General features: G+C 43.5%; 18 protein-coding genes. 6 read left to right on the plus strand and 12 right to left on the minus strand.

All coding sequences use genetic code 11. From position 1 onward, the window contains the following. Positions 1-136: 136 nt before the first annotated feature. From IQ209_RS03240 to ybfF, 4 genes are all read right to left on the minus strand, one after another. A complete protein-coding gene (locus IQ209_RS03240; protein ID WP_193848946.1) occupies positions 137-1,675 on the minus strand; it encodes an FAD/NAD(P)-binding protein in 1,539 nt (512 codons plus the stop codon). 69 nt (positions 1,676-1,744) lie between these two features. Then, complete coding sequence (locus IQ209_RS03245; protein WP_193849066.1) at positions 1,745-2,704, minus strand: methyltransferase; 960 nt, start codon at positions 2,702-2,704, stop codon at positions 1,745-1,747. Between the two features lie 397 nt (positions 2,705-3,101). Beyond that, positions 3,102-3,836, minus strand: coding sequence for a class I SAM-dependent methyltransferase (locus tag IQ209_RS03250; RefSeq protein ID WP_193848948.1), 735 nt, complete (start codon positions 3,834-3,836; stop codon positions 3,102-3,104). Between the two features lie 186 nt (positions 3,837-4,022). Next, positions 4,023-4,802: an esterase gene (gene ybfF, locus IQ209_RS03255; protein WP_193848950.1), complete on the minus strand. Its 780-nt coding sequence runs from the start codon at positions 4,800-4,802 to the stop codon at positions 4,023-4,025. A gap of 362 nt (positions 4,803-5,164) precedes the next feature. On the opposite strand from ybfF, the gene seqA reads away from it, so the two are divergent. Then, entirely contained in the window at positions 5,165-5,698 is a 534-nt protein-coding gene (seqA, locus tag IQ209_RS03260) for a replication initiation negative regulator SeqA (RefSeq protein WP_193848952.1), read from the plus strand. An 81-nt stretch (positions 5,699-5,779) separates the two neighbouring features. Continuing rightward, complete coding sequence (pgm, locus tag IQ209_RS03265) at positions 5,780-7,420, plus strand: phosphoglucomutase (alpha-D-glucose-1,6-bisphosphate-dependent) (RefSeq protein WP_193848954.1); 1,641 nt, start codon at positions 5,780-5,782, stop codon at positions 7,418-7,420. 38 nt (positions 7,421-7,458) lie between these two features. Here pgm and IQ209_RS03270 read toward each other — a convergent pair whose 3' ends face one another. After that, positions 7,459-7,887, minus strand: a complete 429-nt coding sequence (locus IQ209_RS03270) for an EamA family transporter (RefSeq protein WP_193848956.1) — start codon at positions 7,885-7,887, stop codon at positions 7,459-7,461. A gap of 449 nt (positions 7,888-8,336) precedes the next feature. Between IQ209_RS03270 and pulA the strand changes: the two genes are divergently transcribed. After that, complete coding sequence (pulA, locus tag IQ209_RS03275; protein WP_228005694.1) at positions 8,337-11,135, plus strand: pullulanase-type alpha-1,6-glucosidase; 2,799 nt, start codon at positions 8,337-8,339, stop codon at positions 11,133-11,135. A 58-nt stretch (positions 11,136-11,193) separates the two neighbouring features. Here the strand turns inward: pulA and kdpD are convergent, their stop codons facing one another. The 5 genes from kdpD to kdpF are packed head-to-tail and all read right to left on the minus strand — an operon-like array spanning position 11,194 to position 18,424. Continuing rightward, positions 11,194-13,911, minus strand: a complete 2,718-nt coding sequence (kdpD, locus tag IQ209_RS03280; RefSeq protein ID WP_193848960.1) for a two-component system sensor histidine kinase KdpD — start codon at positions 13,909-13,911, stop codon at positions 11,194-11,196. Next, positions 13,898-14,497 (minus strand): potassium-transporting ATPase subunit KdpC, encoded by a 600-nt coding sequence (gene kdpC, locus IQ209_RS03285; protein ID WP_193848963.1) that lies wholly within the window; start codon positions 14,495-14,497, stop codon positions 13,898-13,900. Before kdpC ends, kdpD begins: the two co-directional genes overlap by 14 nt. A 56-nt stretch (positions 14,498-14,553) precedes the next feature. Continuing rightward, positions 14,554-16,620 carry a potassium-transporting ATPase subunit KdpB gene (gene kdpB, locus IQ209_RS03290; protein WP_193848965.1) on the minus strand — a complete coding sequence of 689 codons (2,067 nt, stop codon included), beginning with the start codon at positions 16,618-16,620 and terminating at the stop codon, positions 14,554-14,556. 16 nt (positions 16,621-16,636) lie between these two features. After that, positions 16,637-18,334, minus strand: coding sequence for a potassium-transporting ATPase subunit KdpA (kdpA, locus tag IQ209_RS03295; protein WP_193848967.1), 1,698 nt, complete (start codon positions 18,332-18,334; stop codon positions 16,637-16,639). Further along, on the minus strand, positions 18,335-18,424 hold the full coding sequence (gene kdpF / locus IQ209_RS03300; RefSeq protein ID WP_193848969.1) for a K(+)-transporting ATPase subunit F: 90 nt from the start codon (positions 18,422-18,424) through the stop codon (positions 18,335-18,337). Positions 18,425-18,775: 351 nt separating this feature from the next. On the opposite strand from kdpF, the gene IQ209_RS03305 reads away from it, so the two are divergent. Together IQ209_RS03305 and IQ209_RS03310 are read left to right on the plus strand one after the other, a co-directional pair. Beyond that, positions 18,776-18,985, plus strand: a complete 210-nt coding sequence (locus tag IQ209_RS03305; RefSeq protein WP_193848971.1) for a YbfA family protein — start codon at positions 18,776-18,778, stop codon at positions 18,983-18,985. A 233-nt stretch (positions 18,986-19,218) separates the two neighbouring features. Continuing rightward, positions 19,219-19,962 carry a type 2 GTP cyclohydrolase I gene (locus IQ209_RS03310; protein ID WP_193848973.1) on the plus strand — a complete coding sequence of 248 codons (744 nt, stop codon included), beginning with the start codon at positions 19,219-19,221 and terminating at the stop codon, positions 19,960-19,962. 30 nt (positions 19,963-19,992) lie between these two features. Here the strand turns inward: IQ209_RS03310 and IQ209_RS03315 are convergent, their stop codons facing one another. Further along, positions 19,993-21,141 carry an MFS transporter gene (locus tag IQ209_RS03315; protein WP_193849068.1) on the minus strand — a complete coding sequence of 383 codons (1,149 nt, stop codon included), beginning with the start codon at positions 21,139-21,141 and terminating at the stop codon, positions 19,993-19,995. A gap of 120 nt (positions 21,142-21,261) precedes the next feature. On the opposite strand from IQ209_RS03315, the gene IQ209_RS03320 reads away from it, so the two are divergent. After that, positions 21,262-22,047 carry a helix-turn-helix transcriptional regulator gene (locus IQ209_RS03320; RefSeq protein ID WP_193848975.1) on the plus strand — a complete coding sequence of 262 codons (786 nt, stop codon included), beginning with the start codon at positions 21,262-21,264 and terminating at the stop codon, positions 22,045-22,047. Between the two features lie 121 nt (positions 22,048-22,168). Here the strand turns inward: IQ209_RS03320 and IQ209_RS03325 are convergent, their stop codons facing one another. Further along, positions 22,169-23,464: a citrate synthase gene (locus IQ209_RS03325; RefSeq protein ID WP_193848977.1), complete on the minus strand. Its 1,296-nt coding sequence runs from the start codon at positions 23,462-23,464 to the stop codon at positions 22,169-22,171. Between the last annotated feature and the right edge of the window lie 44 nt (positions 23,465-23,508).

Raw genomic sequence — 23,508 nt, forward strand, 5'->3', positions numbered from 1 at the left:
CATTTTTCAATTAATGTGTTATTGGGATTTATTTTATCCATCTATGATTGCTTGCAAGAGAACCATGCTTAACATGGATCTTCCTCTTCGGTATTAAAACCTTAAGGAAAATCCATGTCAGACGAACGGGTTAAAATTATGTGCTGATTTCTAGCTCTTTTTCGTGGTTACCTACAGCAGTTGGGGCCTGAACATCTATTTGTAACATATTCTTAATCACCCTGGTCGCAATATTCGCTACCACGACGAGGGCATTGGGCACCCATAACCGCTTATGCGCGGGCGTTCCGACAAACCAAATACTTTCCTTTTCTTTAAGGTCAGGGTGGATGGCGACCATTTCTGGCGAGATCGATATGGCGCGTTCTGAACGCTGGCCGTGAGTGTCAATCTCAAGTTTCCCATCCTCGTCAATGACAAAGTCAGGTTGGTGATAACCAACAGCAGTGACAACAGCATCAAACGGTTGATAATCCTGCCCTAAGTTGACTAACCAGGTATTAGCCTCTCCTTCCTCTATAACAGCATCTAGAATTTCTCCTTGCTGGATGTTCAGAGAACCCTCATCCATATAGTGCAGAAGCTTTCGTGCATTGGGTAAAGCAATGGCGGTGATATATCGATGAAGCATTTTTTCGACGTTGGGATGAAATGAACCGTCGAAATGGGTTTTATCATTTAAATGCACTTCATTAATGACATCCATGAAGTTGACTATCATATCCTGCCATTGACTCTTTCCTTGCTCGGCAATAGCTATTTCTTCACGCAGACGTTCCCGATAACTATTGGCATTAGAAAACTGTTCTCGCCAGGGTATTTTGGTGTATTTGTTGAGTGCGCGGTAGAAATATTTTAGATATGCCTGTTTCAATGAGTCAGGAAAAAAATGGTTCGATCGATTCCCCTTACGGGTCATTATCGACATTATGTTTTCATGCTCAAAGAAGGTTCCAGGGCTTCGCATAAACCGTGAACGAACAGCGGGAATATCTCCTGATGGCGACGTCATGGTGACGCGATGCCCTTCACGGCAGAGAAGAATAGCTGCATCGATGGCTGAAAGTTTACTGCCGATAACCAATACCCGCGATTGTGAGGGTATTTTGGCTAACATATCCTGTTCTGGATAGGGGCAGTGAATAAAAGTTGGGTGAGTTAAGTGGGATTTCAATACCTCAGGGATCCGAGAAGAGCCAAAGCCTGTACAGAAAATGACATCGGTCACTTCCAGCGATTGAGGTGACAAGGTATCACCGTACCAGAGCGTATAACAACGATGTGAATTGATTTTTAACCCCTTAAATACATAGGGGATATGGAAAACATCGATTCCGGTCTTGAGAGCGATAGTGTTAAATTCCAGAAACTTTTCATTCAGATAGTTTCCTACCCATTGGCGCGGTACGAAAGATTCCGGTGTAACGGTATGCCCACGTTTATGCAGATAATCCAGAAAATCCAGAGGGTTATCTGCCTCGACGGACATGGTATCAACTGAGGTATTGCAGAGGATATCACCATCCAAATTGAAAAAGGCCATACCGGGGCCAACGGCCCCAGGCTCAATAATATAAATGGTTTGTGCCACACGATGTTGCACTGCTGCGATGAATGTTGCCACGCCCGCAGCCCCGCCTCCGACAATCGCAAGACTTCTTTTTTGAAAAGACATCATTATTTCCTATATTTTAACTATATTGAAATTAAGGACGTTTTATCCGGCTGACTTAAGTGAAGGCATTCATTCTGCAATGGCTTCGACAATCGAAATATAACAGCCTGTATCAATGACGCGATTAAGTTTCAAATCTGCGTTAGCCAGTAATTGTCGTAGCTCATCCTCTGTGCGTTCGCGTCCCCCTTCGTAGATCCCCATGCAGAGGAGATCCATTTCCTTACCTGCGTGCGAAACGTTGCCACTAGGGATTACGGGGTCCATTATCAGCACTCGGCCGTCAGGGGACATTGCTTGTCGGCAGTTACGTAGGATGCGTATACATTGTTCATCAGGCCAGTCGTGCATAATGTACTTGAGCAGATAGATATCGCCCTGAGGACATGACTCGAAAAAGTCGCCAGAAGAAACCTCCCAACGCGTATCGTCACCTAGCGCGTTAAGTTGATGTCTGGCCAGTACGTGTGGTTGGTCGAAAAGGATCCCTCGCAGAGTGGTATTAGCCTGTAATACGCCTAATAACAGGCCACCAAATCCGCCAGCGATGTCGACAACTGTCGCGTTTTTCGGGAAGTCATAACTGTTTACGAGAAACAGATTTTCCACTTTAGACATTGAGGACATACCGGCATGAAAATCCTCAGCTTGTGTGTCCTTCTGCGCCCAATAATCAAAGAAAGGAAGTCCGTAGAGGTGTTTGAAGGCGGGATTGCCGCGGACACTTTCTACAATCTCACCAAGAGGTTGCCAAAAGGTCCTGTCAGTCAGCATCAATACTGCTGCCTGGAGGGAGTGGTGTGTGTCTTTGCGCAGGAACTCTGCGGCGGGTGTTAGTGAGAACCGATTTTCTTCGGTTTCACGAAAGATATTTCGTGTGGCGAGCAACCGGAGAACTCGGTGTAGTTGTTGCTCTTGGGCTCCGACAGTTTTGGCAAGTTCATGCACTGTTTTTGGCCCATTGCTCAAATGATCGGCGACACCCAGAACTGCGGCAGCACGAAGCGCCGCTTGATAAGAATACCCCATTGTTTGATTAAGTAAATGTAACGCTGCTGATGTGTAGTTAGAAATTGCTGTGTTATTATTTAAAATGTTCATATATATCTCATTTATAATTTAATATTAAAATCAAAAAAATATAAACCACTTTATTGTTTCATTTATATTATTAATCAGAAAATTCTTATTCTACAATCATAAAAAATCTTATACGAAAGTATCTTGTTATCATCATTTTTATTAATGAGGGATAATGAGTGAGGTTATTTTTACGAAAAGGTTATGCTATGAAATTAAGTTTTTTTTAGTGAATGTTTTTAGGGGGGATAGTCATTAAATAACAACAATGAAAAAATGCATCAGGGTTTAATGAAAACTCCATAATAAACAATCCCCCGTAATAAAATTACGAGGGATTATTTTGTTAAAGTTGACAAACAAGGGCTGCATCAATGCAATTTCTTTGGAAATCATCCCAAAACCCTGGTGGATAACTCTCAATATCACTTTCCAATAGCATGGGCTTATGCCATTCAAATTTTAACCCTGCCTTAGTGATTGCATCCTTATATTGTTCACGGCTCCAACGATGCATAGTAAAAGGGCTGGGTGGGGTAGTAAGGAATTCAGCCCTCACAAGAGTTGTATCTTTCACAGGTTCTTCACTTAGAACCTTTATGCAATAATTTTCATAGTTCCCTTTTTCTAAACGATAATCGGGTTCAAATGTATAAGCGATGAGTTTACCGGAAGGTTTAAGATGATCTGCAATGACACGAAACATACTTTCAAGTTGTTCAAGTGTTTCTGCATGGCAAAATAACCAGGCAGCAACTATCAGGTCAAATTTACCAAATGACTCCATTTTGCTGACATCTCTGATATAGTATTCTATACCATCGTCACATTGTTGCGATTTGTTTTTAGCAATTTCTATCATCTTCTCTGATATATCAACACCAATAACTTTTGCAGCGCCGCGATTTCTGAATTCCCGACTAAATAGGCCATATCCACATCCTAAATCTAACATCGATTTTCCTTTTACATCCCCTGCCAAATTGAGGAGGGTACGAGTGACTATTTTTATTTGAGCGCTAGAGTCTGAAAATTCTTCGTAAAGATGTGCAATAGGATTATATAAGATGTTATCTTTCATAATTTTGTCCTTAATTAAAGTCAAGATATTTTATTTGCTTGTAGAATACATTATTTAATATTGGTGTAATAATGATTGATTTTTTTCTTTGTTGTATATTAAGGTGACAGTAATGAATTAGATATAATTATTTTTATATTGGTTATTTTTTTTATCAACCCATATTACGATGGGTTGATATCGTAATTATTTTGTATCTAAAAAGCGATGAATTGCCCTGAGTACAGCTTCTGGTTTTTCTGCATGCACCCAATGCCCGCATCCTGCTACAACCCATGCTGTTGCTTGTGGAAATTGGCTGATAATATCTTCTCGATATTCTTCTATAATGTAATCTGAATTTCCACCACGGATAAACAGGGCGGGTTCGTGCCATGCCGGAATAGTTTCCCAACCGATAATCTTTTCGTACTCTTTTTGCAAAACGGGCAGGTTGAATTTCCATTCCCCTTGATGGAATGATTTCAGTAAAAACGGAATAACGCCCTCTTCCCGAATATCCTGACGCATAATATCTGCCGCTGCTTGCCGGGTTTGTACACCGGCTGCCATGACTTTGTTCAGTGCTGTGAAAATGCTGTCATGACGGCGAACCGGATAAGCGACGGGAGCCATATCAATCACCACGATTTTTTCAATCCGTTCTGGCGCAATAGCCGTCATGGTCATGGCGATTTTGCCACCCATGGAATGCCCAATAATAATGGCTTTGGGCATGGTTAGTTCATCAAGTAGTGTCAGGACATCCTGTGCCATATCGTGATAATTCATATTTTCCATACGGGATGAAATACCGTGGTTACGTACATCAATTTGAATCACCGGATAATGTTGCTGTAGATCTCGCCCCAATACGCCCAAATTGTTTAAATCGCCAAAAAGCCCATGAATCAAGACAATGGGAGTTGAAGATTGCAGATTTTCTACAGTGTGAAGATGATAATTTAATTGACAATTTGACTTCATGATTTGCCTGAATTTAATACCATTTATACGCATTGAACTTCAAGTTGCAATTTACAACACTATATGAAATGTGATCCCTCCCCGCTTTGCGGGGAGGGATCACATGCATCTTGAAGTTAGATTGGTATATATCATGTTTAATATTGAGATGCTTAATATCATGATATGTGAGCTGTGACAAACTCAATAGGATGAAATAGTTGTAACTAATTGATTTATTTTAAAGGAAAGTTGCTTTCCTAAAGATTCTCTATTTTTAAAAGAATCACTTTAAGTTATTGAAAGTTTAATTGTTTTGTTTTGTGGCATTATATCTTATAATCTCAGGATAATTTTTTCATAAAGAACAGTACTGGATAGAAATGAAAACGATAGAAGTTGATGAAGAACTTTACCGCTTTATTGCAAGCCAAACTCTGCATATCGGTGAAAGTGCATCTGATATTTTACGGCGCATATTGAAGTTAGACGCCGGGCAGCCAGTACAAATTACAGAGCCTGCCAACGACCCTGCACCCGTTGTTAAAACTCCAGTTACCCGCTCCCGTGATGCTGTTCGCGTTGTTCGTGAATTATTGCTTTCGGATGAGTATGCTGAAAAGAAAAAATCTGTTGAACGCTTTATGTTGGTTTTGTCTACCCTGTATAGCCTGAACAGCGAGAATTTTTCTAAAGCAACAGAAACGATGCATGGCCGTACCCGTACTTATTTCGCCGGTGATGAGCACACGTTATTGGCTAGTGGTAAGCAAACGAAGCCACGTCATGTTCCTGGTACGCCTTTTTGGGTGATCACCAATACCAACACTGACCGTAAACGCAGCATGATCGAACATATCATGCAGGATATGAAGTTTCCGGCAAATTTGATTGAAAAAGTGTGTGGTACTATTTAATTCTACTACTAATACAATCGATTAGTTTATTAGTACTGCGCTGGCGGTAAGCCAGTGCGGTCTCCCAGGAGAAATAATAAAGTGGCCATTCATCCAAGAGCTGGGCAGCTCGCCCAGCAGCATGATTTAATCAATATTGCTCAGCTCACTTCACAGTATTACACCTTACAACCCCATTCTGAAAATCCAGCCCATAAGGTCAAGTTTGGTACTTCCGGCCATCGTGGCAGTTCTGGCCGCAATAGTTTTAACGAAACACATATTCTGGCTATTTCTCAGGCCATTATAGAAGTGCGTTCGCAACATGGGATTACTGGGCCATGTTATGTGGGTAAAGATACCCATGCGCTTTCAGAAGCAGCATTTATCTCCGTATTGGAGGTGTTAACGGCGAATGGAGTGGATGTCATTGTGCAGGAAAATAACGGGTTTACACCGACTCCTGCCATTTCTCATGCCATCTTATGCCATAACCGTCAGGGAAAAAGTTTGGCTGATGGTATCGTGATCACGCCATCTCATAACCCGCCAGAAGACGGTGGTATTAAATATAATCCACCTAACGGCGGGCCAGCCGATACTGATTTGACGGCAATTATTGAACAGCGTGCGAATGAATTACTGGCTTCTGGTCTCAATGGGATCAAACGCCTGCCTTATGAACAGGCATTAAAAAGTGAATATCTGCATCCTCAAGATTTGATCGATCCTTATGTCACTGCTCTGGGTGAAGTTGTAGATATGGTGGCTATCCAGCAGGCAGGCTTAAAGATTGGTATTGATCCACTGGGCGGTTCTGGGATTGCCTATTGGCAGCGAATTGGGGAATATTACAATCTCGATCTGACACTGGTTAATGATAAGGTCGATCAGACATTCCGTTTTATGACACTGGATCATGACGGAGTGATCCGTATGGACTGTTCGTCCCGTTGGGCAATGGCGGGGTTACTGGAGCTGCGTGGTAAATTTGATTTAGCCTTTGCCAATGATCCTGACTATGACCGTCATGGGATTATTACGCCGACTGGCTTAATGAATCCTAACCATTATTTAGCAACGGCTGTCGATTACCTATTCCGCCATCGCCCACAATGGCCGAAAAATATTGCGGTGGGCAAGACTCTGGTTTCCAGCGCGATGATTGATCGTGTTGTAACTGATCTGGGGCGTGAATTAGTAGAAGTTCCTGTCGGTTTTAAATGGTTTGTGGATGGATTATATAAAGGCGAATTAGGCTTTGGTGGAGAAGAAAGTGCCGGGGCATCTTTCCTGCGCTTTGATGGCACTCCGTGGTCAACTGATAAAGATGGCATTATTCTGTGCTTGTTGGCGGCTGAAATGACGGCAATTACCGGTGAGAACCCACAGCAACGTTACGACAAACTGGCTGCTAAATTTGGTACACCAAGCTATAGCCGTATTCAGGCTCCGGCGACTCATCAGCAAAAAGCATTATTGTCCAAATTATCACCGGAAATGGTTAAGGCCGATATATTGGCAGGTGATCCGATTACCGCTCGTTTGACCACCGCATCGGGGAATGGTGCTTCCATTGGTGGCTTGAAGGTGATGAGTGATAATGGTTGGTTTGCCGCCCGTCCTTCTGGTACGGAAGAGGCCTATAAAATCTATTGCGAAAGCTTCCTTGGTGTGGAGCATCGTGAAAAAATTGAACAAGAAGCCCTGGAAATCGTCAATCAGGTATTTTCTGCGGGTTAAAAATACAAGCCGTAGCGATTGCTGCGGCTTCTTTGTTTTTATCCCAAAGCGACCATCAAAGCGCCTAGGGTAATTAGCACGATACCAGCAGAAGTCACCAGAGAAATTTTCTCGCCAAATAGAATTACCGCCAGAATGACAGCAAATACCACGCTCAATTTATCGACAGGAGCAACTTGGGAAACGTTGCCATGTTTGATCGCCAGAAAATAGAATAGCCAGGAGAGTGCTCCGGCAATACCACTTAATAGAATAAACAGAAGTGCCTTGCGATTGGCGAGAATTTCGCCGATAAGATTCAATTTTCCCTGTACAACGACAACGCCTACCAAAAACAGTGCCATAATAACAGCACGAATGGCGGTTGCTGTATTGGCATCCAAATTTTGCAACCCAATTTTTCCAAAGATAGCGACCAGCGCTGCCGTTAGCGCGGAGAGTAAGGCATAAATCAGCCATGTACTCATATTCAATTAACCCTGTGTTTGATATTAATGTGTTGTATCAGAGGAATGCATCATAGGCTAATTTTGTTGATCTGAATATGCATAATTCCACTGAAATGCTAAAAATATTTATACGCTTTATTTTTCAAATTGCCGCAACTTTTAATTATGTGAAAGCACAATTAATTAATATCACAGAAGATAGCTCATCCTTTATCCTACTCCTGATATTTATTAATAAAGGATGAGGTGAACTTATCTAATACAATGTTTAATCATTATTTTCATTTTTATTAAGAATAGAGTTGATGTGATCTTTCTATTAAAAAGGTTTTGCTATGAAATCTGTCTTTTGGAGAAAGGTTTATCTTATTGTATTGAGCAGCCTATTTGTTTTATTACTTTCAAGTTGCGCACAACAGCGTTATATCCCAAATAAAAATCATTCGTTCAAAACCCAGGAGGAACTGATGACATATAGTTTGAAGCAAATATTCGGCAGTGAACAAATCTATCGTTGTCATTCTGAGCCAGAAATTTCTCAGGCCTCCGCACATTGGGTTGATCGACAAACATTATTATGGTCAGGTGGAGCAGGCCAGCCTATTGTTCGCCTATATTATAATCACAACAATAAGGTAGAAGCTAATGAGCAAGGTTATTTTACCGATAACTATCTGACGTTAACACCGACGAACGTAAGCCAAGAGACGGCAAGGAAGTTTCCTCATCTGGCAAAATGGGCGGCGTTCCGTCTACCGGAAGGAACGGATATTGATCTTCTTCTGACTGGCGATTTGGTGGCTTTGGCTGCTAATGAACAAGGTTTGCTACTATCGGCAACTCAAGTACAAACGGCGGGTGTGTTGGATGAGCGTTTCGCCGATGCTGCGGATAAACTGGAGTATGGGGCGCAGATAAACGAAAAAGGCGTGATTTTCCGCTTGTGGGCACCGACTGCCCAAGAAGTCAGTCTGATTATTTATAATCAAGATAAACAGATTGTCGCTAATCATTTAATGCAGCGCGATGCCGCAAGTGGTTCCTGGTCATGGCAAGGCAACAAGAAATGGATTGGTGCTTACTATCGCTATGCTTTAAAGGTCTACCACCCAGATTCCCGCAATGTGGAACGTTATGAAGTGACCGATCCCTATTCTTATAGCCTGTCTACGAATTCGGAATATAGCCAGGTCGTTAATTTGGATGATGCATCCCTAAAACCACAAAATTGGGATAACCTGCTGGCTCCCCATCCGCAAAATACACCAGCGGATATTGCCCGTATGACCATCTATGAAGCGCATATCCGCGATCTTTCCGTTGCAGATAGCACGATACCAACAGTCTGGCGTGGTAAATATCTGGCACTAACCGCCAAGAATAGCGATATGTTCAAGCATCTTGAAGCGTTGAGTCAGGCGGGAATGACACATATGGAGTTATTACCGGTGTTTGACATTGCCTCCGTTAATGAATTTAACCATCAGGTGGCTGATCTTGATCACTCTTTTAAACGTCTGTGTCAAGTCAATCCAATGGTGAAAAATAGCCGTTTTGCGGGTTATTGTCATAGCTTATTGACCATACGGGAGGTTTTGCAGCAATTGCGGCGTGATGACAATATCAATAATCCGCAGGTACAAGAATTAAATACGATGGTGGCAAAGACGGATTCCTATAACTGGGGCTACGATCCGTTTCACTATTCAGTACCGGAAGGCTCTTATGCCACTGATCCGGAAGGTTCCGGTCGTATAAAAGAGTTTCGTTCCATGATACAGGCTATCAAACAGCAATTGGGCATGAATGTGATCATGGATGTTGCCTACAACCATACCGATGCGGCGGGCCCTGCGTCCCGAACGTCGGTATTGGATAAGATCGTGCCTTGGTATTACCACCGTTTAGATGAAATAACAGGCAATGTAGAAAATAATACCTGTTGTGCTGACACTGCGCCTGAACATCGTATGTTTGCCAAACTGATTGAAGACTCGCTGGTAACCTGGGTTAAAGATTATAAGATAGATGCATTTCGATTCGATTTAATGGGTTATCACCCCAAAGCGCAAATTATATCGGCAGTGGAAAAAGTACGAGCGATTAACCCATCGATCTACTTTTTTGGAGAGGGCTGGAATTCTGGACAGGATGATCGATTTGAAACCGCATCACAAGTTAATCTTAAGGGGAGTGGTATTGGGACTTTCTCTGACCGATTACGAGATGCAGTACGTGGCGGCGGGCCTTTTGATGTTGCCGACAGTATTCGCAATAATCAGGGAGTAGGCAATGGTGCTGAAATATTGCCGAACGAAATTTCTAGCTTAGATGCAGATAAGGCTCGTCATTTATGGGATCTGGTGCGTCTTGGCATGGCGGGCAATTTGGCAGAGTTCATCATGATCGATAAAGATGGAGAGGTAAAAACAGGCAGGGAAATTGATTATAAGGGCACCGCTGCGGGTTATGCATTAGATCCCATTGAAGTGCTGAATTATGTATCTAAGCACGATAATCAAACATTGTGGGACATGATTAGTTATAAAGCAGCCCAAGGGGCAGATTTGATGACGAGAGTTCGGATGCAGGCGATCTCTCTTGCAACCGTATTCCTTGGGCAAAGCCTGGCTTTTGATCAACAAGGGTCAGAGTTATTGCGTTCAAAATCGTTTACCCGTGATTCTTATAATGCGGGTGATTGGTTTAATCGTGTTAGTTATGACTATAAAGACAATAATTATGATGTAGGGTTACCTGAACGTAGTAATGACGGCAAAAATTATCTACTGATTGATCGGGTGAAAAATCAGGTGGAAAAACCAGGCGAAAATGAATTATTACAGATGATGGCGTTTTATCAGGAACTACTGAGATTACGTCAATTTTCACCGCTGATGACACTTGGCGACGGTGCGGCTGTCAGACAGCGTGTTGATTTTGTTAATGTTGGTCCTCACCAACAACCTGGTTTACTGGTTATGACGATTGATGATGGCAATATGACATCGGGTGATCGTGATTGGCGGTTTGATGGTTTGGTCGTCGTCATTAATGCTGCACCCTGGACTGTGACTGTTAAAGATCTTAATGTCGAGGGGCTGAGATTAAATGATATTCAACGTGAATTAGGCGAAGCGTCTTTGGCTGCGGGAATACGAATCACAGAAAATGGCGAGATAACCATGCCTGCATGGTCAGCAGCCGTGTTGGTTCTGCCACAAGAAGGAATTCGTGGCACAGGTTTGCCTGTTCACAGGAAATAACGAAATTAAGAAATATTTGATTATTCTTAATGCCAGATGGTTAGGGGTTGAAGCGGTTTCAGGTTTTTGTCGCTGATGCCCCATGTAAATCTGGTGGGTTTTGCAACGGCAGCAGAAAATGAAAACTGGTTCCCCCTTTTTTATTATTAGCTGCCCATATCTTCCCACCGTGGATTTCAATAATGGATTGGCAGATCGCCAGACCTAGCCCGACACTAGGTATTGCTGATTCTTTACTGGCGCGTGAGAATTTATCAAAAATCAGTTTTTCTTGTTCTGGTGGAATTCCTGTGCCTGCATCCCAGATTTCAATATGCACCTGTTTTTGAGCAGTTTTTTCCTCGATTGTGGCTTGTATGCCTAAAGGAGTCTGTTCACTGGTGTATTTAATGGTATTTTCCAGCAGATTGATAAAAACTCGTTCCAGTAAGGCGGCATCACAATGTAGCAATAAATTGTTGGGTAAAGAAAGTGCTACAGTATAGCGATTGAGGGTATGTTCCAAAGAGCGCAAGGCACTGCCGACAATTTCTTCCAGTGGACACCATTCAAGGTTAAGCTGAATGCCACCTGATTGCAGTCGTGCCATATCAAGCAGGTTATTGACCAGTCGTGAAAGGCTGAGAATTTGCTGGCGAATTTGATTAACTTGTTGGGTATGGGGCGAATTTTCTGTCGATAAATCCAACATCAGTATTTCAGCCTGCCCGAATAGTACAGTCAACGGAGTAAGTAAGTCGTGAGATAGTGCCGCCAGCAATGAATTACGCAGTTGCTCCCGCTCAGTTTCTAACCTGGCAGATTCTGCGCTGCGGGTCAGGTGCAAGCGTTCCAGCGCATTGGCAATAAGTCCCGTGAAGATTTGTAATAGCCGCTGTTGTTCCGGTACTAGTAACTGGCGCTGGTTAGGGGATTCAATAGCAAGTATGGCAAAAACCTGTGAGGGCGTAGCGATAGGCAATAATTGATAAGGGACACCCGGTAATGTATCAGTACCCGCTCCGGCAGGTTGTTTTTTCTCAAAACACCATTTGGCGATTGCTTCATCGACCTGCATCTGACCACCATTAGTGGATTTCACTTGATATAAATGCTGGTTGCCATCTGGCAGCAGCAGGCCTGTTTTTGCCTGAAAGCTGTTGGATAGAAAGTGATAGCTAATACGCGCTACGTCTTCTTCGTTCAGAGCCTTGCTCAGTGTCCGAGTTATTTCATACAGGTGCCGTGTTCGTTGTTCTCGATAACGGGCTATTCTGGCTTGATAGCGTATACCTGCGGTAAGGTTGCCAACAACTGCCCCGACAATCAGCATTACAGTCAGTGTGAGCAGATATTGTATGTTTTTGACTTCCAATGACCAATGTGGCTGGACAAAGAAAAGATCAAAACTGATGACATTGACAAAAGCAGCAAAGACCGATGGCCAACGACCATAAAACAGCGCAATAATGACAACACCGAGCAGGTAGAGCGCTACCAGGTTGGCTTTATCAAGGGTCAGCAAGAAAGTTCGGGAAAAGAGGGTAATGAGAGCACAGAGTGTGATAGCCATCAAAAAGCCCTGAATCGGGACTCGCCATTTATCATTGAATGTTCGGTTATCTTTTGGCTCTTTGTCTCTGTTTTTTTTATCTTCCAACGCAACGATAATCAAATCCAAATCAGGACCGAGTTTTCCCAGACGCTCTGAAAAGTCACGATACCATTTAAAGCCGAAGAAATTTACCTGTGAATTGTAATTGCGGCCAATAAGGATTTTACCCAGATTATGTTCTCTGGCGTAGCGCAGGACGGCTTTTTCTTCATCGGAATCAGAGAGTGTTGCAGTTTCAGCGCCCAGATCTTGTGCCAGCTTTAAGGCTTGCAAAATGGTACGTCGTTTGCCTTCTGGCAATCGATGTAGTTTGGGGGTTTCAACGTAAACGGCATGCCAGGTACAGTTGAGCTTTGCTGCCAGGCGAGCGGCTTTCCGAATCAGTTTTTCGTTACCGCCATTGTAGCCAATACACAGCAATAAATTCTCTTGTGTATGCCATACGGGTTCTTTTCCGCGAGTATCACGAAAAGCACGCATTTGGTCATCTACACGATCTGCCGTGCGACGCAACGCCAATTCACGCAGGGCAATCAGGTTACCTTTGCGAAAAAAATGTTCAATGGCACGCTCAGCCTGACCTGAAATATAAACCTTGCCGTCATTGAGCCGTTGACGCAAATCATCAGGCGGAAGATCGACCAGAACAACATCATCGGCCTGATCAAAGATATGATCAGGAACGGTTTCCCGAACGCGAATACCGGTAATGCCGCCGACAACATCATTTAAACTTTCCAAATGTTGCACATTGATGGTAGTCAGTACATCAATGCCAGCTTCCAATAATTCTTCGACATCTTGCCAGCGCTTCGGATGGCGACAACCTTTAGGGTTACTGAATGCCAGTTCATCCATCAGAATAATGGCAGGATGGCGGGCAAGGGCAGCATCAATATCAAATGCTGCTATCCGGCGTTCATTATGGCGGAAATATTTCGCTGGTAATCGGGGTAACCCTTTCAGTAAGGCGGCGGTTTCTGGTCGCTCATGGGTTTCAACAACACCGACAATGACATCTAACCCCTGCGCCAGTAGCCGTTGAGCTTCTTGCAGCATGGCATACGTTTTGCCGACCCCGGCACAAGCACCGAAAAATATTTTTAGTTTGCCGCGTGGTTTTTCGTTTACCCGTGTCAGCAATTTATCAGGATCAGGGCGCTGCGGCTCATTGTGTTCCATATTCTGATCTTCCTCTTTGGTCCAGGTTATCTAACGCCAGATTCAGTTCCAGTACATTGACTATGGGTTGCCCCATATATTCCAGCAGAGGATATTGAATGTGTTGCTCAATGAGTTTATGGATAACTGCACGTGGCATATGACGGGCTATCGCCACTCGTTGTGCCTGAAATTCTGCCGCTTCAGGGGATATATGGGGATCTAACCCGCTACCCGATGCCATGATTAAATCAACAGGGATTGGATAGGTTTCGGGATAGTTAAATAAACGTACCCGGATAATGTTTTGATGTATTTTTCTGCTCAATACAGGGTTGGTTACCGCAAGATTACTGCCTCCAGATGACAGCGGGTTGTACGGCTTTTCGACTGTCATGGAAGGTCGCCCATGAAAATAGGTGGATTTGGTAAAATTTTGACCAATTAATTCGGAGCCAACCAGTTTGCCATTCTGCTCTATTAGCGATCCTTTAGCTTGATAGGGAAATAAAAATTCTGATATTCCTGTTACCAGTAATGGATAGGCAATCCCCGTGATTAAGCTAAGAAATACCAGCAGAACAATGGAAGAACGTAACCAGATCATTTTTCATCACCTTATTTGAAGCACCGATTTTTAAATACGCTGTCGTAAAAAGATCGTTAGTTAAACATTAAGGCAGTGAGCAATATGTCAATCAGCTTGATACCCACAAAAGGTACAAGCAGGCCACCAAGGCCATATAGCCATAGATTTCGGCGCAAGAGTGACAATGCATTCATTGGGTGGTAACTGACGCCTTTTAGGGCCAATGGCAGTAAAAAGATGATGATTATCGCATTGAAGATAACCGCAGACAGTACCGCCGATTCTGGAGAATGCAGGTGCATGATATTCAACACATTAAGTTGTGGATACGTGACCGAAAAGGCGGCGGGAATGATGGCAAAATATTTAGCAATATCATTGGCAATACTGAATGTGGTTAAAGCCCCGCGGGTCATTAGCATCTGCTTGCCAATATGGACAACTTCGATCAACTTGGTGGGATTGGAATCCAGGTCAACCATATTGCCTGCCTCTTTCGCTGCCTGTGTGCCTGAATTCATGGCAACGGCAACATCTGCTTGTGCCAGCGCTGGCGCATCGTTTGTACCATCACCTGTCATGGCAACCAGACGCCCTTCGGATTGATATTGGCGGATAAGAGCAAGTTTCGCTTCGGGAGTGGCTTCTGCCAGAAAGTCATCAACGCCTGCTTCGGCGGCAATGGCTGCGGCGGTGAGATGATTGTCACCCGTGATCATGACAGTCTTGATCCCCATTTTGCGCATTTCATTGAAGCGTTCTTTAATTCCGCCTTTCACAATATCTTTTAAGGCAACAACGCCCAAAACCTGCTGGTTCTCAGCAACAACCAGCGGTGTTCCCCCTTTATGTGCAACTTGCTGTACCAGTTGGTCAATTACATCCGGGAAATGGCTATGATTAGCTTCAATATGGCGGCGAATAGCATCGACAGCGCCTTTGCGGATCAGGCGATTACCAATATTGACTCCACTCATGCGCGTCATTGCGGAGAAGGGGACAAATGTCGCGTTTAATTCTCGCAGATCACGTTCACGCATATTGAAACGTTGTTTTGCTAAAATCACAATACTGCGTCCTTCCGGTGTTTCATCTGCAAGAGAAGAGAGTTGAGCAGCATCAGCCAACTGCCGTTCCGTGACGCCCGATGCGGGTAAAAATTGGGACGCCTGACGATTTCCTAGCGTGATAGTGCCCGTTTTATCGAGTAGCAAAACATCGACATCCCCAGCGGCTTCAACGGCTCGACCGCTGGTAGCAATAACGTTGGCTCCCAACATTCGGCTCATACCCGCAACGCCAATAGCTGACAGTAATCCACCAATGGTGGTGGGGATCAGGCAAACCAGTAAAGCAATCAATACCGTAAGTGTAATAGGCGCGCCAGATTGGTTAGCCTGAACGCTAAACAAGGAAAAAGGCAGCAGACTGACACAGACCAACAGAAAAATAATGGTCAGCGCAGTGAGCAGAATGGTGAGGGCGATTTCATTGGGTGTTTTACGTCGCCTGGCACCTTCAACCATGGAGATCATCCTGTCTAAAAAGGTTTCTCCCGGATTGACGGTGCATTCGACGATTAACCAATCTGATAAAACTCGCGTACCACCGGTGACAGAGGAAAAATCGCCGCCGGATTCGCGGATAACTGGCGCCGATTCTCCTGTAATAGCACTTTCATCAACGGAAGCGCCTCCTTCAAGGACTTCTCCATCACAAGGAATAATTTCTCCGGTTTCCACCAGTACAATATCGCCTTTGCGTAAGGTGTCAGAAGTGACTTTTTCTTTTGCGGCCTCACGGTTGGATGATGCCAGTTTGGTTGCCCAATTAGTTCTTTTTACCCCTTTCAGACTGGATGCTTGAGCCTTGCTACGCCCTTCAGCCAGCGCTTCTGCAAAGTTGGCAAACAGTACGGTAAACCATAACCAGAGAGCAATAGAGCCGGTAAAAAGTGCGCTGCCCGTTAATTGCCCCACTAATATGCCGATCCATAAGGTGGTGGTCAGGCAACTTCCCATATAAACAACGAACATGACCGGATTGCGCCATTGTTGAGCTGGATGACATTTTTTAAACGAATCGATAAGTGCATGGCGAAGTAAAGTCGGTTCGAATAATACTTGTTGTTTGTTTTTCATGCGTTACCTCACATTCTCACGGCCAAAGTTGTAGATGTTCTGCGATAGGGCCAAGAGCCAGAGAAGGAATAAACGTAAGAGCACCGATCAGTAAAATGACCAGAATTAATAATCCAATGAAGAGCGAGCCGTGAGTCGGTAAGGTGCCGCTGCTAATCGGTTGGCGTTTTTTATTCACCATAGAACCTGCGATTGCCAGAACAGGCAGAATGATACCAAAGCGTCCAAGAAACATGATGATGCTCAACAATAGGTTGTAAAAGACACTGTTGGCGTTGAGTCCGGCAAAAGCACTGCCGTTGTTGTTGGCTGCGGATGAGAAAGCATAAAGCACTTCGGTGAAACCATGAGCGCCGGGATTTGCAATAGCGCTGCGACCTGCGTCGATTGAAATTGCCAAAGCCGTGCCTAATAAGACAAGCGAAGGCGTGATTAAAATTGCCAGTGCGACCATTTTCATGTCATAGACATCAATTTTTTTGCCTAAGTATTCTGGTGCGCGGCCAATCATCAAGCCCGCAATAAATACAGCCAGCAAAACGAACAATAATATGCCATAAAGACCAGAACCCGCCCCACCGAATATGACTTCCCCAATTTGCATCAACCAGAGCGGTATCATTCCACCCAGTGCGGTAAAGGAGTCATGCATTGCATTTACGGCACCACAGGAAGCGGATGTCGTCACAACGCTATAGAGAGAAGAGGCAAGGATACCAAAGCGGGTTTCTTTGCCTTCCATATTAAAGTGGTTACCGATATTGGGATGTATGAGCTGGGTATTGCCTGCGGTTTCGGCATACATCACAACGCTGGTGGCAATAATGAAAATAATGCTCACTGCCCACAGCAGGGCATATCCCTGACGGTTGTCGCCAACAACCAGACCGAATGCGAAACATAATGCACAAGGGATCAAGAAAATAGCCAGGATCTGGACAAAGTTACTCAGTGAAGTTGGGTTTTCAAATGGATGGGCTGAGTTTGCTCCAAAAAATCCTCCGCCATTAGTTCCTAAAAGTTTTATCGCTTCTTGGGAAGCGACTGGACCCATAGGAAGCCATTGTTGTTGCCCCTCAAGAGAGTGGATGAGGAGATAGGGAGAAAAGTTTTGAATAACGCCTTGACTGACAAAGAATAAGGCCACAATGATCGCAAGTGGAAGTAAGAGATATATTGTGATACGTGTAATGTCTATCCACGCATTTCCCACTGTTTTAGTGCCTTGACGGGAAAATGCCCGTATTAAGGCAAAAGCCACAGCAATTCCCGTTGCCGCAGACAGAAAATTCTGAACAGTTAATCCGGCCATTTGGCTCAGGTAACTGAGGGTATTTTCTCCGCTATAAGCTTGCCAATTGGTATTAGTGATAAAACTGATTGCGGTATTAAGTGCCAGATCCCATCTCATACCAACAAAATGTTGTGGGTTCAGTGGCAGGTTGCCTTGGCTGATTAGCAGGGTAAACAGTAGTAATAGCCCGGCGATGTTGAATATAAGGATGGTGAGAGCATACTGCCACCAGTTCATTTCTTTGACATTGCTACCCGGTTTTTGCAGGCCACAACAACGCCATAAGATGGTTTCTGTTTTGGTCAGCCAGTGAGGTAGCTCTCCTTCGACGAGTCTGGCAATCAGGATACCAAGCGGTTTACCCAATAGAAATAGTATGAGCAGGAAACTGGCAATCAGTAAAAAAGCGGATATTGCCATTTAGAAATCCTCCGCATTCAATAACGCATAAATTAGGTAGACCAGTAATAGCATCACCAGAAAAATGCCAAGGATCAGAAAGATATTCATGGTGGTGTATCTCCTTGCTTATTTCTTCACGAAATAGTCAGTTACAGCATAGAAATACCATACAAAGAAGTTATTAAAAGGGTTCCTGAAAGCGTAAAAAAAGTATAAGTGATCTGTGGAATTCATCGACAAAGCATCATAAAGCAAGTGTAGCAAACTATGTTGAGTTAATTTTTTGTTTTCAATTTGTTTGTTTTGTTTCTGTTTAAGAATGATTTTGTAATTAAATTACGTAATCAGAGAAAAAAGGTGATTTATACCACTAAAAAAGTGGTCGGATGAGTAGTAAGTTTTCATTTTATCGGATAAAATTTTATGCATATTACAGGTTAAGCCCATGAGGGGGTATCAATGTCTATATATCGTGCATACTCTTGGCATCAGATTCTCTTGCGGCGTATTGGCGCTATATCACTGGGTGTCATTGCGTTTCCTGTTATGCTGTTTCGTCGTGATCGTGCCCGTTTTTATAGCTATCTGTATAAAGTATGGCGAAAAACCAGTGATAAGCCAGTATGGCTGGAATGTTCAGAAATGACTTTAGAGACTCGGAATCGCTAAAATGGCATGATGACTGAGCCTAATCAGGCATACGCATTAAACTTCAAGTTACAACACGATATGAAATCACACGCATCTTGAAGTTAGATTGGTATAGTATCTTGGCACCTTGTCGGTTTATGCTGGCAAGGTGTTTTGTTTTATATTGGATTTATAACCAATCTATTTTGACTTAATCCATGGCAGGTATGTATTTTATGATGAAGAAAATGCTAAGTGACAAGGAGAATGTGATGAACAATGTTGAATTGGAGCATGTGCTCAATACGGAATTGAAAATCCGTGAATTTCAAGATTACGCTCCCAATGGATTACAGGTGGAAGGCCGCCCTCATGTTCAACGAGTAATTACAGGCGTGACAGCCTGCCAGGCACTGTTGGATGAAGCCGTTCGCCTTGAGGCGGATGCTGTCATCGTTCATCATGGATATTTTTGGAAGAATGAATCTCCGGTTATCCGTGGCATGAAGCGTCGCCGTTTGCAAACACTGCTTTGTAATGATATCAACCTGTATGGCTATCATCTTCCGTTAGATGCTCATCCTGTTTTGGGTAACAATATCCAATTGGCCCGTCAGATGGGTGCAAAGGTTATCGGTGAGATTGATACTCTTCTTCCTCATGGTGCTTTTGATCAACCTATTACACCGGCAGAATTGACTGAGCGTCTCGAAAAAAGTCTGGAGAGAAAGATACTGCATTGTGGTGATAATGCACCCGAAGAGATCCGTACACTGGCATGGTGTACAGGTGGTGGTCAAAGTTTTATCGAACAGGCGGCAGAGTTTGGTGTTGATGCCTTTGTGACAGGAGAGGTATCAGAAAAAACGATCCATGTTGCCCGTGAAATGGGACTGCATTTTTTTGCGGCAGGGCACCATGCGACAGAGCGCTATGGCATCAAAGCGCTCAGTGAATGGCTGGTGAATAATTATGGGTTGGATGTGACTTTTATCGATATTCCTAATCCGGCTTGATTTTTTAGTGAATTTATATCGCCCCGAATTTTATTTCCATTTTGGGAAGTGGGGCTTTTTATCTTGAAAGAGAGATAAAACAATCATTGCGATCCCACAACATATTAATACGCTGCCTAATGCCTGACTCCAGCCTGCCAATGCCAAACCAAGTCCCAGTAGCAAATAGTAAAACAGCCCAAGTAAAGCACCCGCTGTACCTAGCCTATCTGAATAGTTAGTTAATGCAGAAGCTAAAATATTCGGGATCGCCAGCCCATAAGCGATAACTATTCCTAATATTGGAAAAATAAAGAACCCGCTATTTTCGAGCAAGTATACACCGATCCCACTGAATAAACTGATTAATGAGGCAAGAGCAACTAATTGAGTTGATATCCATTGTTGCTTTAATAGATATTTGTTTAATAGTGAACCTAATCCAACGCCGAAAGTTAATAACAAACCAGTATAACCAAATACTTTCTGTGATAATCCAAATTGTTGGAAACGAAATGGCGCTAATTGGTAATAGCTAAATAAACAAATATTGAAAAATGCGATCAAAAACGCATTTCGCCAAATTGAAATATCTTTAAGCATCATAATGACTGTGCTGAATAAAGCCACTTTTGTTACGTCAGTTGGTCGGGTTTCTGGTAATCGGGCAAGAGACCAACAGATCAGGGTAACCGCCAGAATAATTAACCCAGCAAAGATTGCCCTATAGCCAGCAAAATAGTTCAATGTTGAACCACTGAGCATGCCAATGGCAGGGCTGATTGCTAAGGCAATTCCCATGACAGAAAAGACTCGTGTTAACTCTTCCCCATGATAAATATCACGCATAATGGTTTGTGTGCCGACAGAGCCAACTGCGGCCCCGAAAGCAGACAGCATTCGGGCAACGAGTAATAACCAAAATTGTTGTGTCAATAATGCCAGCAGGGAAGCGAGGCCATAGAGTGATAGGCCAGCAATAATAGTTAGACGTCTGCCAATGACATCACACATACGTCCCCATACAACAATACCAAGGGCAAAAGCAAAAAAGTAGAGTGATAATGTTTGGGCAGCTTGCTTTGGGTTGACGGAAAATCCGTCGGCAATACTGGTTAATGCAGGGCTATAGATGGTTTCTACGATCTGCGGGAACATCATCAGGGCAATAGCGAGCCAAAGTGATGGTTTAGTTTGCATGATTTTTTTCTTTTGCTGATAAGTCATGGCTTGAAAGGTTAGCATTATGGTCGCTGTCTCTTTATGATAATAAAGACCATTTATTTATTTAATCGGACATTAAATCAGAAGGAATGAATTATGGTGTGGCTGCAACAAAGTGATTATTTTGATCCTGATAACCTGGATATGCCTGTGATAGGGATTGCCGCAGAGATGGGGCAACACGATTCTGGTTTTCATCAACATGATATGGGGCAATTGTTGTTTACTCAGCGGGGCTGTATCAAGATCACATTGGAAAACCAGATCTCTGTTTTACCCCCAACCAGGGTGGCCTGGATACCTCCCAGGACACGGCATCGGGTAGAAATGCGTGGCTCTGTAGGCTACCGTTCTATTTATTTAAATTCTAATTATTTGAAATCTCTTGAAATGGAGTCACTTTCGACGCGAAGTGAAGTATTAGAAGCTACGCCACTATTACAGGCTCTTTTAGAGCGTATAGCGATATCTTCTTTTGACTCTGATTGGCATCAGGGAAAAGGCGCAAATTTGTTAGTACTATTTTTTGATGAAATTCGCGAGGCACGTAGGGAACCAACTTTATTGCCGTTACCTTTTGATCGGCGTTTAGCACATTTATCATTTGATCAATTGCCGTCACCATTACACATATTAGCGACTTATATTGGCGCCAGTGAGAAAACCATTACCCGGATATTTCAGCGTGAAACAGGAATGAATTATCAACAGTGGCGGCAGCAATGGCGATTGGTAAAGGCAATAGAGTTATTGGCGCAGAATAAAACGTTATCCTATGTTGCACAGGAACTCGGTTTTGCTAATGATAGTGCGTTTGTGACATTTTTTCGCAAAATCATGGGGAGACCACCAAGGGAATATATGGCAGGTTCAAAGAGCTAAAACAAAACTATACCTCTAATAAAAACTACACCTCTAATATCAGAATAAAAACTGACATAAGAGGTGCAGAAATACACTATTCAAAATGTGTCAGAATATGACCAGAATGTGAATAGTCGTGTTATTGATTCAATGACTTTTTCAGCTGGCTCTTGAAATCGCGTTTCGTGTGACCAGTATAAAGCTGGCGCGGACGTGCGATCTTCAAGCCTTCATCGTGCATTTCATTCCAGTGTGCAATCCAGCCAATAGTACGGGCAATAGCAAAAATCACGGTGAACATGGTCGATGGAATACCCATAGCTTTCAAGATAATGCCTGAATAGAAGTCGACGTTTGGATACAGTTTTTTCTCAATAAAGTACGGGTCATGCAAGGCAATACGCTCTAATTCCATTGCCACTTCCAGCAAACTGTCATTCAGACCAAGCTCATTTAGCACTTCATGGCAGGTTTCACGCATCACTGTTGCGCGAGGATCATAGTTTTTGTAAACACGATGACCAAAACCCATCAGGCGGAAAGAGTCATTTTTGTCTTTAGCGCGAGCGATGAATTCAGGAATATGTTCGACAGTTTGGATCTCTTCCAGCATCCGCAAGCAGGCTTCATTTGCTCCACCATGCGCTGGTCCCCAAAGGGATGCAATACCCGCAGCAATACATGCAAATGGGTTGGCACCAGAAGAACCCGCAGTGCGTACCGTGGAAGTTGAAGCATTTTGTTCATGATCTGCATGCAGAATGAAAATGCGATCCATAGCGCGTTCTAATACTGGATTAACTTTATATTCCTCACACGGTGTTGAGAACATCATGTACAGGAAGTTAGCAGAATAAGACAGATCGTTGCGTGGATAAACAAAAGGTTGTCCAAGGGAATATTTGTAACACATTGCCGCAACAGTTGGCATTTTGGACAGCAGGCGGTAAGCAGTGATTTCACGGTGGCGAGGATTATGGACATCCAGAGCATCATGATAAAAGGCCGCTAGTGCGCCTGTAACGCCACAAAGTACAGCCATTGGATGGGAATCACGGCGGAAGCCATGGAACAGACGGGTAATCTGTTCATGGATCATAGTATGGCGAGTCACCGTCGTTTTAAATTTTTCGTATTCTTCAGGAGTGGGGGGGTCGCCATATAGCAGAATGTAACAGACTTCCAGATAGGTCGATTCCGTTGCAAGCTGATCGATGGGAAAACCACGGTGTAGCAAAATGCCTTCATTGCCATCAATATAGGTGATTTTCGACTCACAGGAGGCAGTGGAAGTAAAACCTGGATCATAAGTATAGAAGCCTTTTGAGCCGAGGGTACGAACGTCAATCACTTCAGAACCTAGGGTCGGCGTTAGTACGTCTAGTTCGATAGCAGCTGAACCATTTATGTTCAACGTAGCCTTTTTATCAGCCATTTATATCTCCTTAGCGCTTATTTTTATAACCCCTAACAACCAGA

The organism is Xenorhabdus sp. BG5 (assembly GCF_015163665.1).
Taxonomy (GTDB): domain Bacteria; phylum Pseudomonadota; class Gammaproteobacteria; order Enterobacterales; family Enterobacteriaceae; genus Xenorhabdus.

Bases quoted from the DNA above. Each gene is read 5' to 3' on its own strand.
- kdpC (WP_193848963.1), bottom strand. From the start codon at position 14,497: ATGATCTGGTTACGTTCTTCCATTGTTCTGCTGGTATTTCTTAGCTTA.
- kdpD (WP_193848960.1), bottom strand. From the start codon at position 13,911: ATGGAACACAATGAGCCGCAGCGCCCTGATCCTGATAAATTGCTGACA.
- ybfF (WP_193848950.1), bottom strand. From the start codon at position 4,802: ATGAAGTCAAATTGTCAATTAAATTATCATCTTCACACTGTAGAAAAT.
- IQ209_RS03320 (WP_193848975.1), top strand. From the start codon at position 21,262: ATGGTGTGGCTGCAACAAAGTGATTATTTTGATCCTGATAACCTGGAT.
- IQ209_RS03310 (WP_193848973.1), top strand. From the start codon at position 19,219: ATGAACAATGTTGAATTGGAGCATGTGCTCAATACGGAATTGAAAATC.
- IQ209_RS03245 (WP_193849066.1), bottom strand. From the start codon at position 2,704: ATGGGGTATTCTTATCAAGCGGCGCTTCGTGCTGCCGCAGTTCTGGGT.
- IQ209_RS03250 (WP_193848948.1), bottom strand. From the start codon at position 3,836: ATGAAAGATAACATCTTATATAATCCTATTGCACATCTTTACGAAGAA.
- IQ209_RS03305 (WP_193848971.1), top strand. From the start codon at position 18,776: ATGTCTATATATCGTGCATACTCTTGGCATCAGATTCTCTTGCGGCGT.
- kdpF (WP_193848969.1), bottom strand. From the start codon at position 18,424: ATGAATATCTTTCTGATCCTTGGCATTTTTCTGGTGATGCTATTACTG.
- IQ209_RS03325 (WP_193848977.1), bottom strand. From the start codon at position 23,464: ATGGCTGATAAAAAGGCTACGTTGAACATAAATGGTTCAGCTGCTATC.
- pulA (WP_228005694.1), top strand. From the start codon at position 8,337: ATGACATATAGTTTGAAGCAAATATTCGGCAGTGAACAAATCTATCGT.
- IQ209_RS03270 (WP_193848956.1), bottom strand. From the start codon at position 7,887: ATGAGTACATGGCTGATTTATGCCTTACTCTCCGCGCTAACGGCAGCG.
- seqA (WP_193848952.1), top strand. From the start codon at position 5,165: ATGAAAACGATAGAAGTTGATGAAGAACTTTACCGCTTTATTGCAAGC.
- kdpA (WP_193848967.1), bottom strand. From the start codon at position 18,334: ATGGCAATATCCGCTTTTTTACTGATTGCCAGTTTCCTGCTCATACTA.
- IQ209_RS03240 (WP_193848946.1), bottom strand. From the start codon at position 1,675: ATGTCTTTTCAAAAAAGAAGTCTTGCGATTGTCGGAGGCGGGGCTGCG.
- kdpB (WP_193848965.1), bottom strand. From the start codon at position 16,620: ATGAAAAACAAACAACAAGTATTATTCGAACCGACTTTACTTCGCCAT.
- IQ209_RS03315 (WP_193849068.1), bottom strand. From the start codon at position 21,141: ATGCAAACTAAACCATCACTTTGGCTCGCTATTGCCCTGATGATGTTC.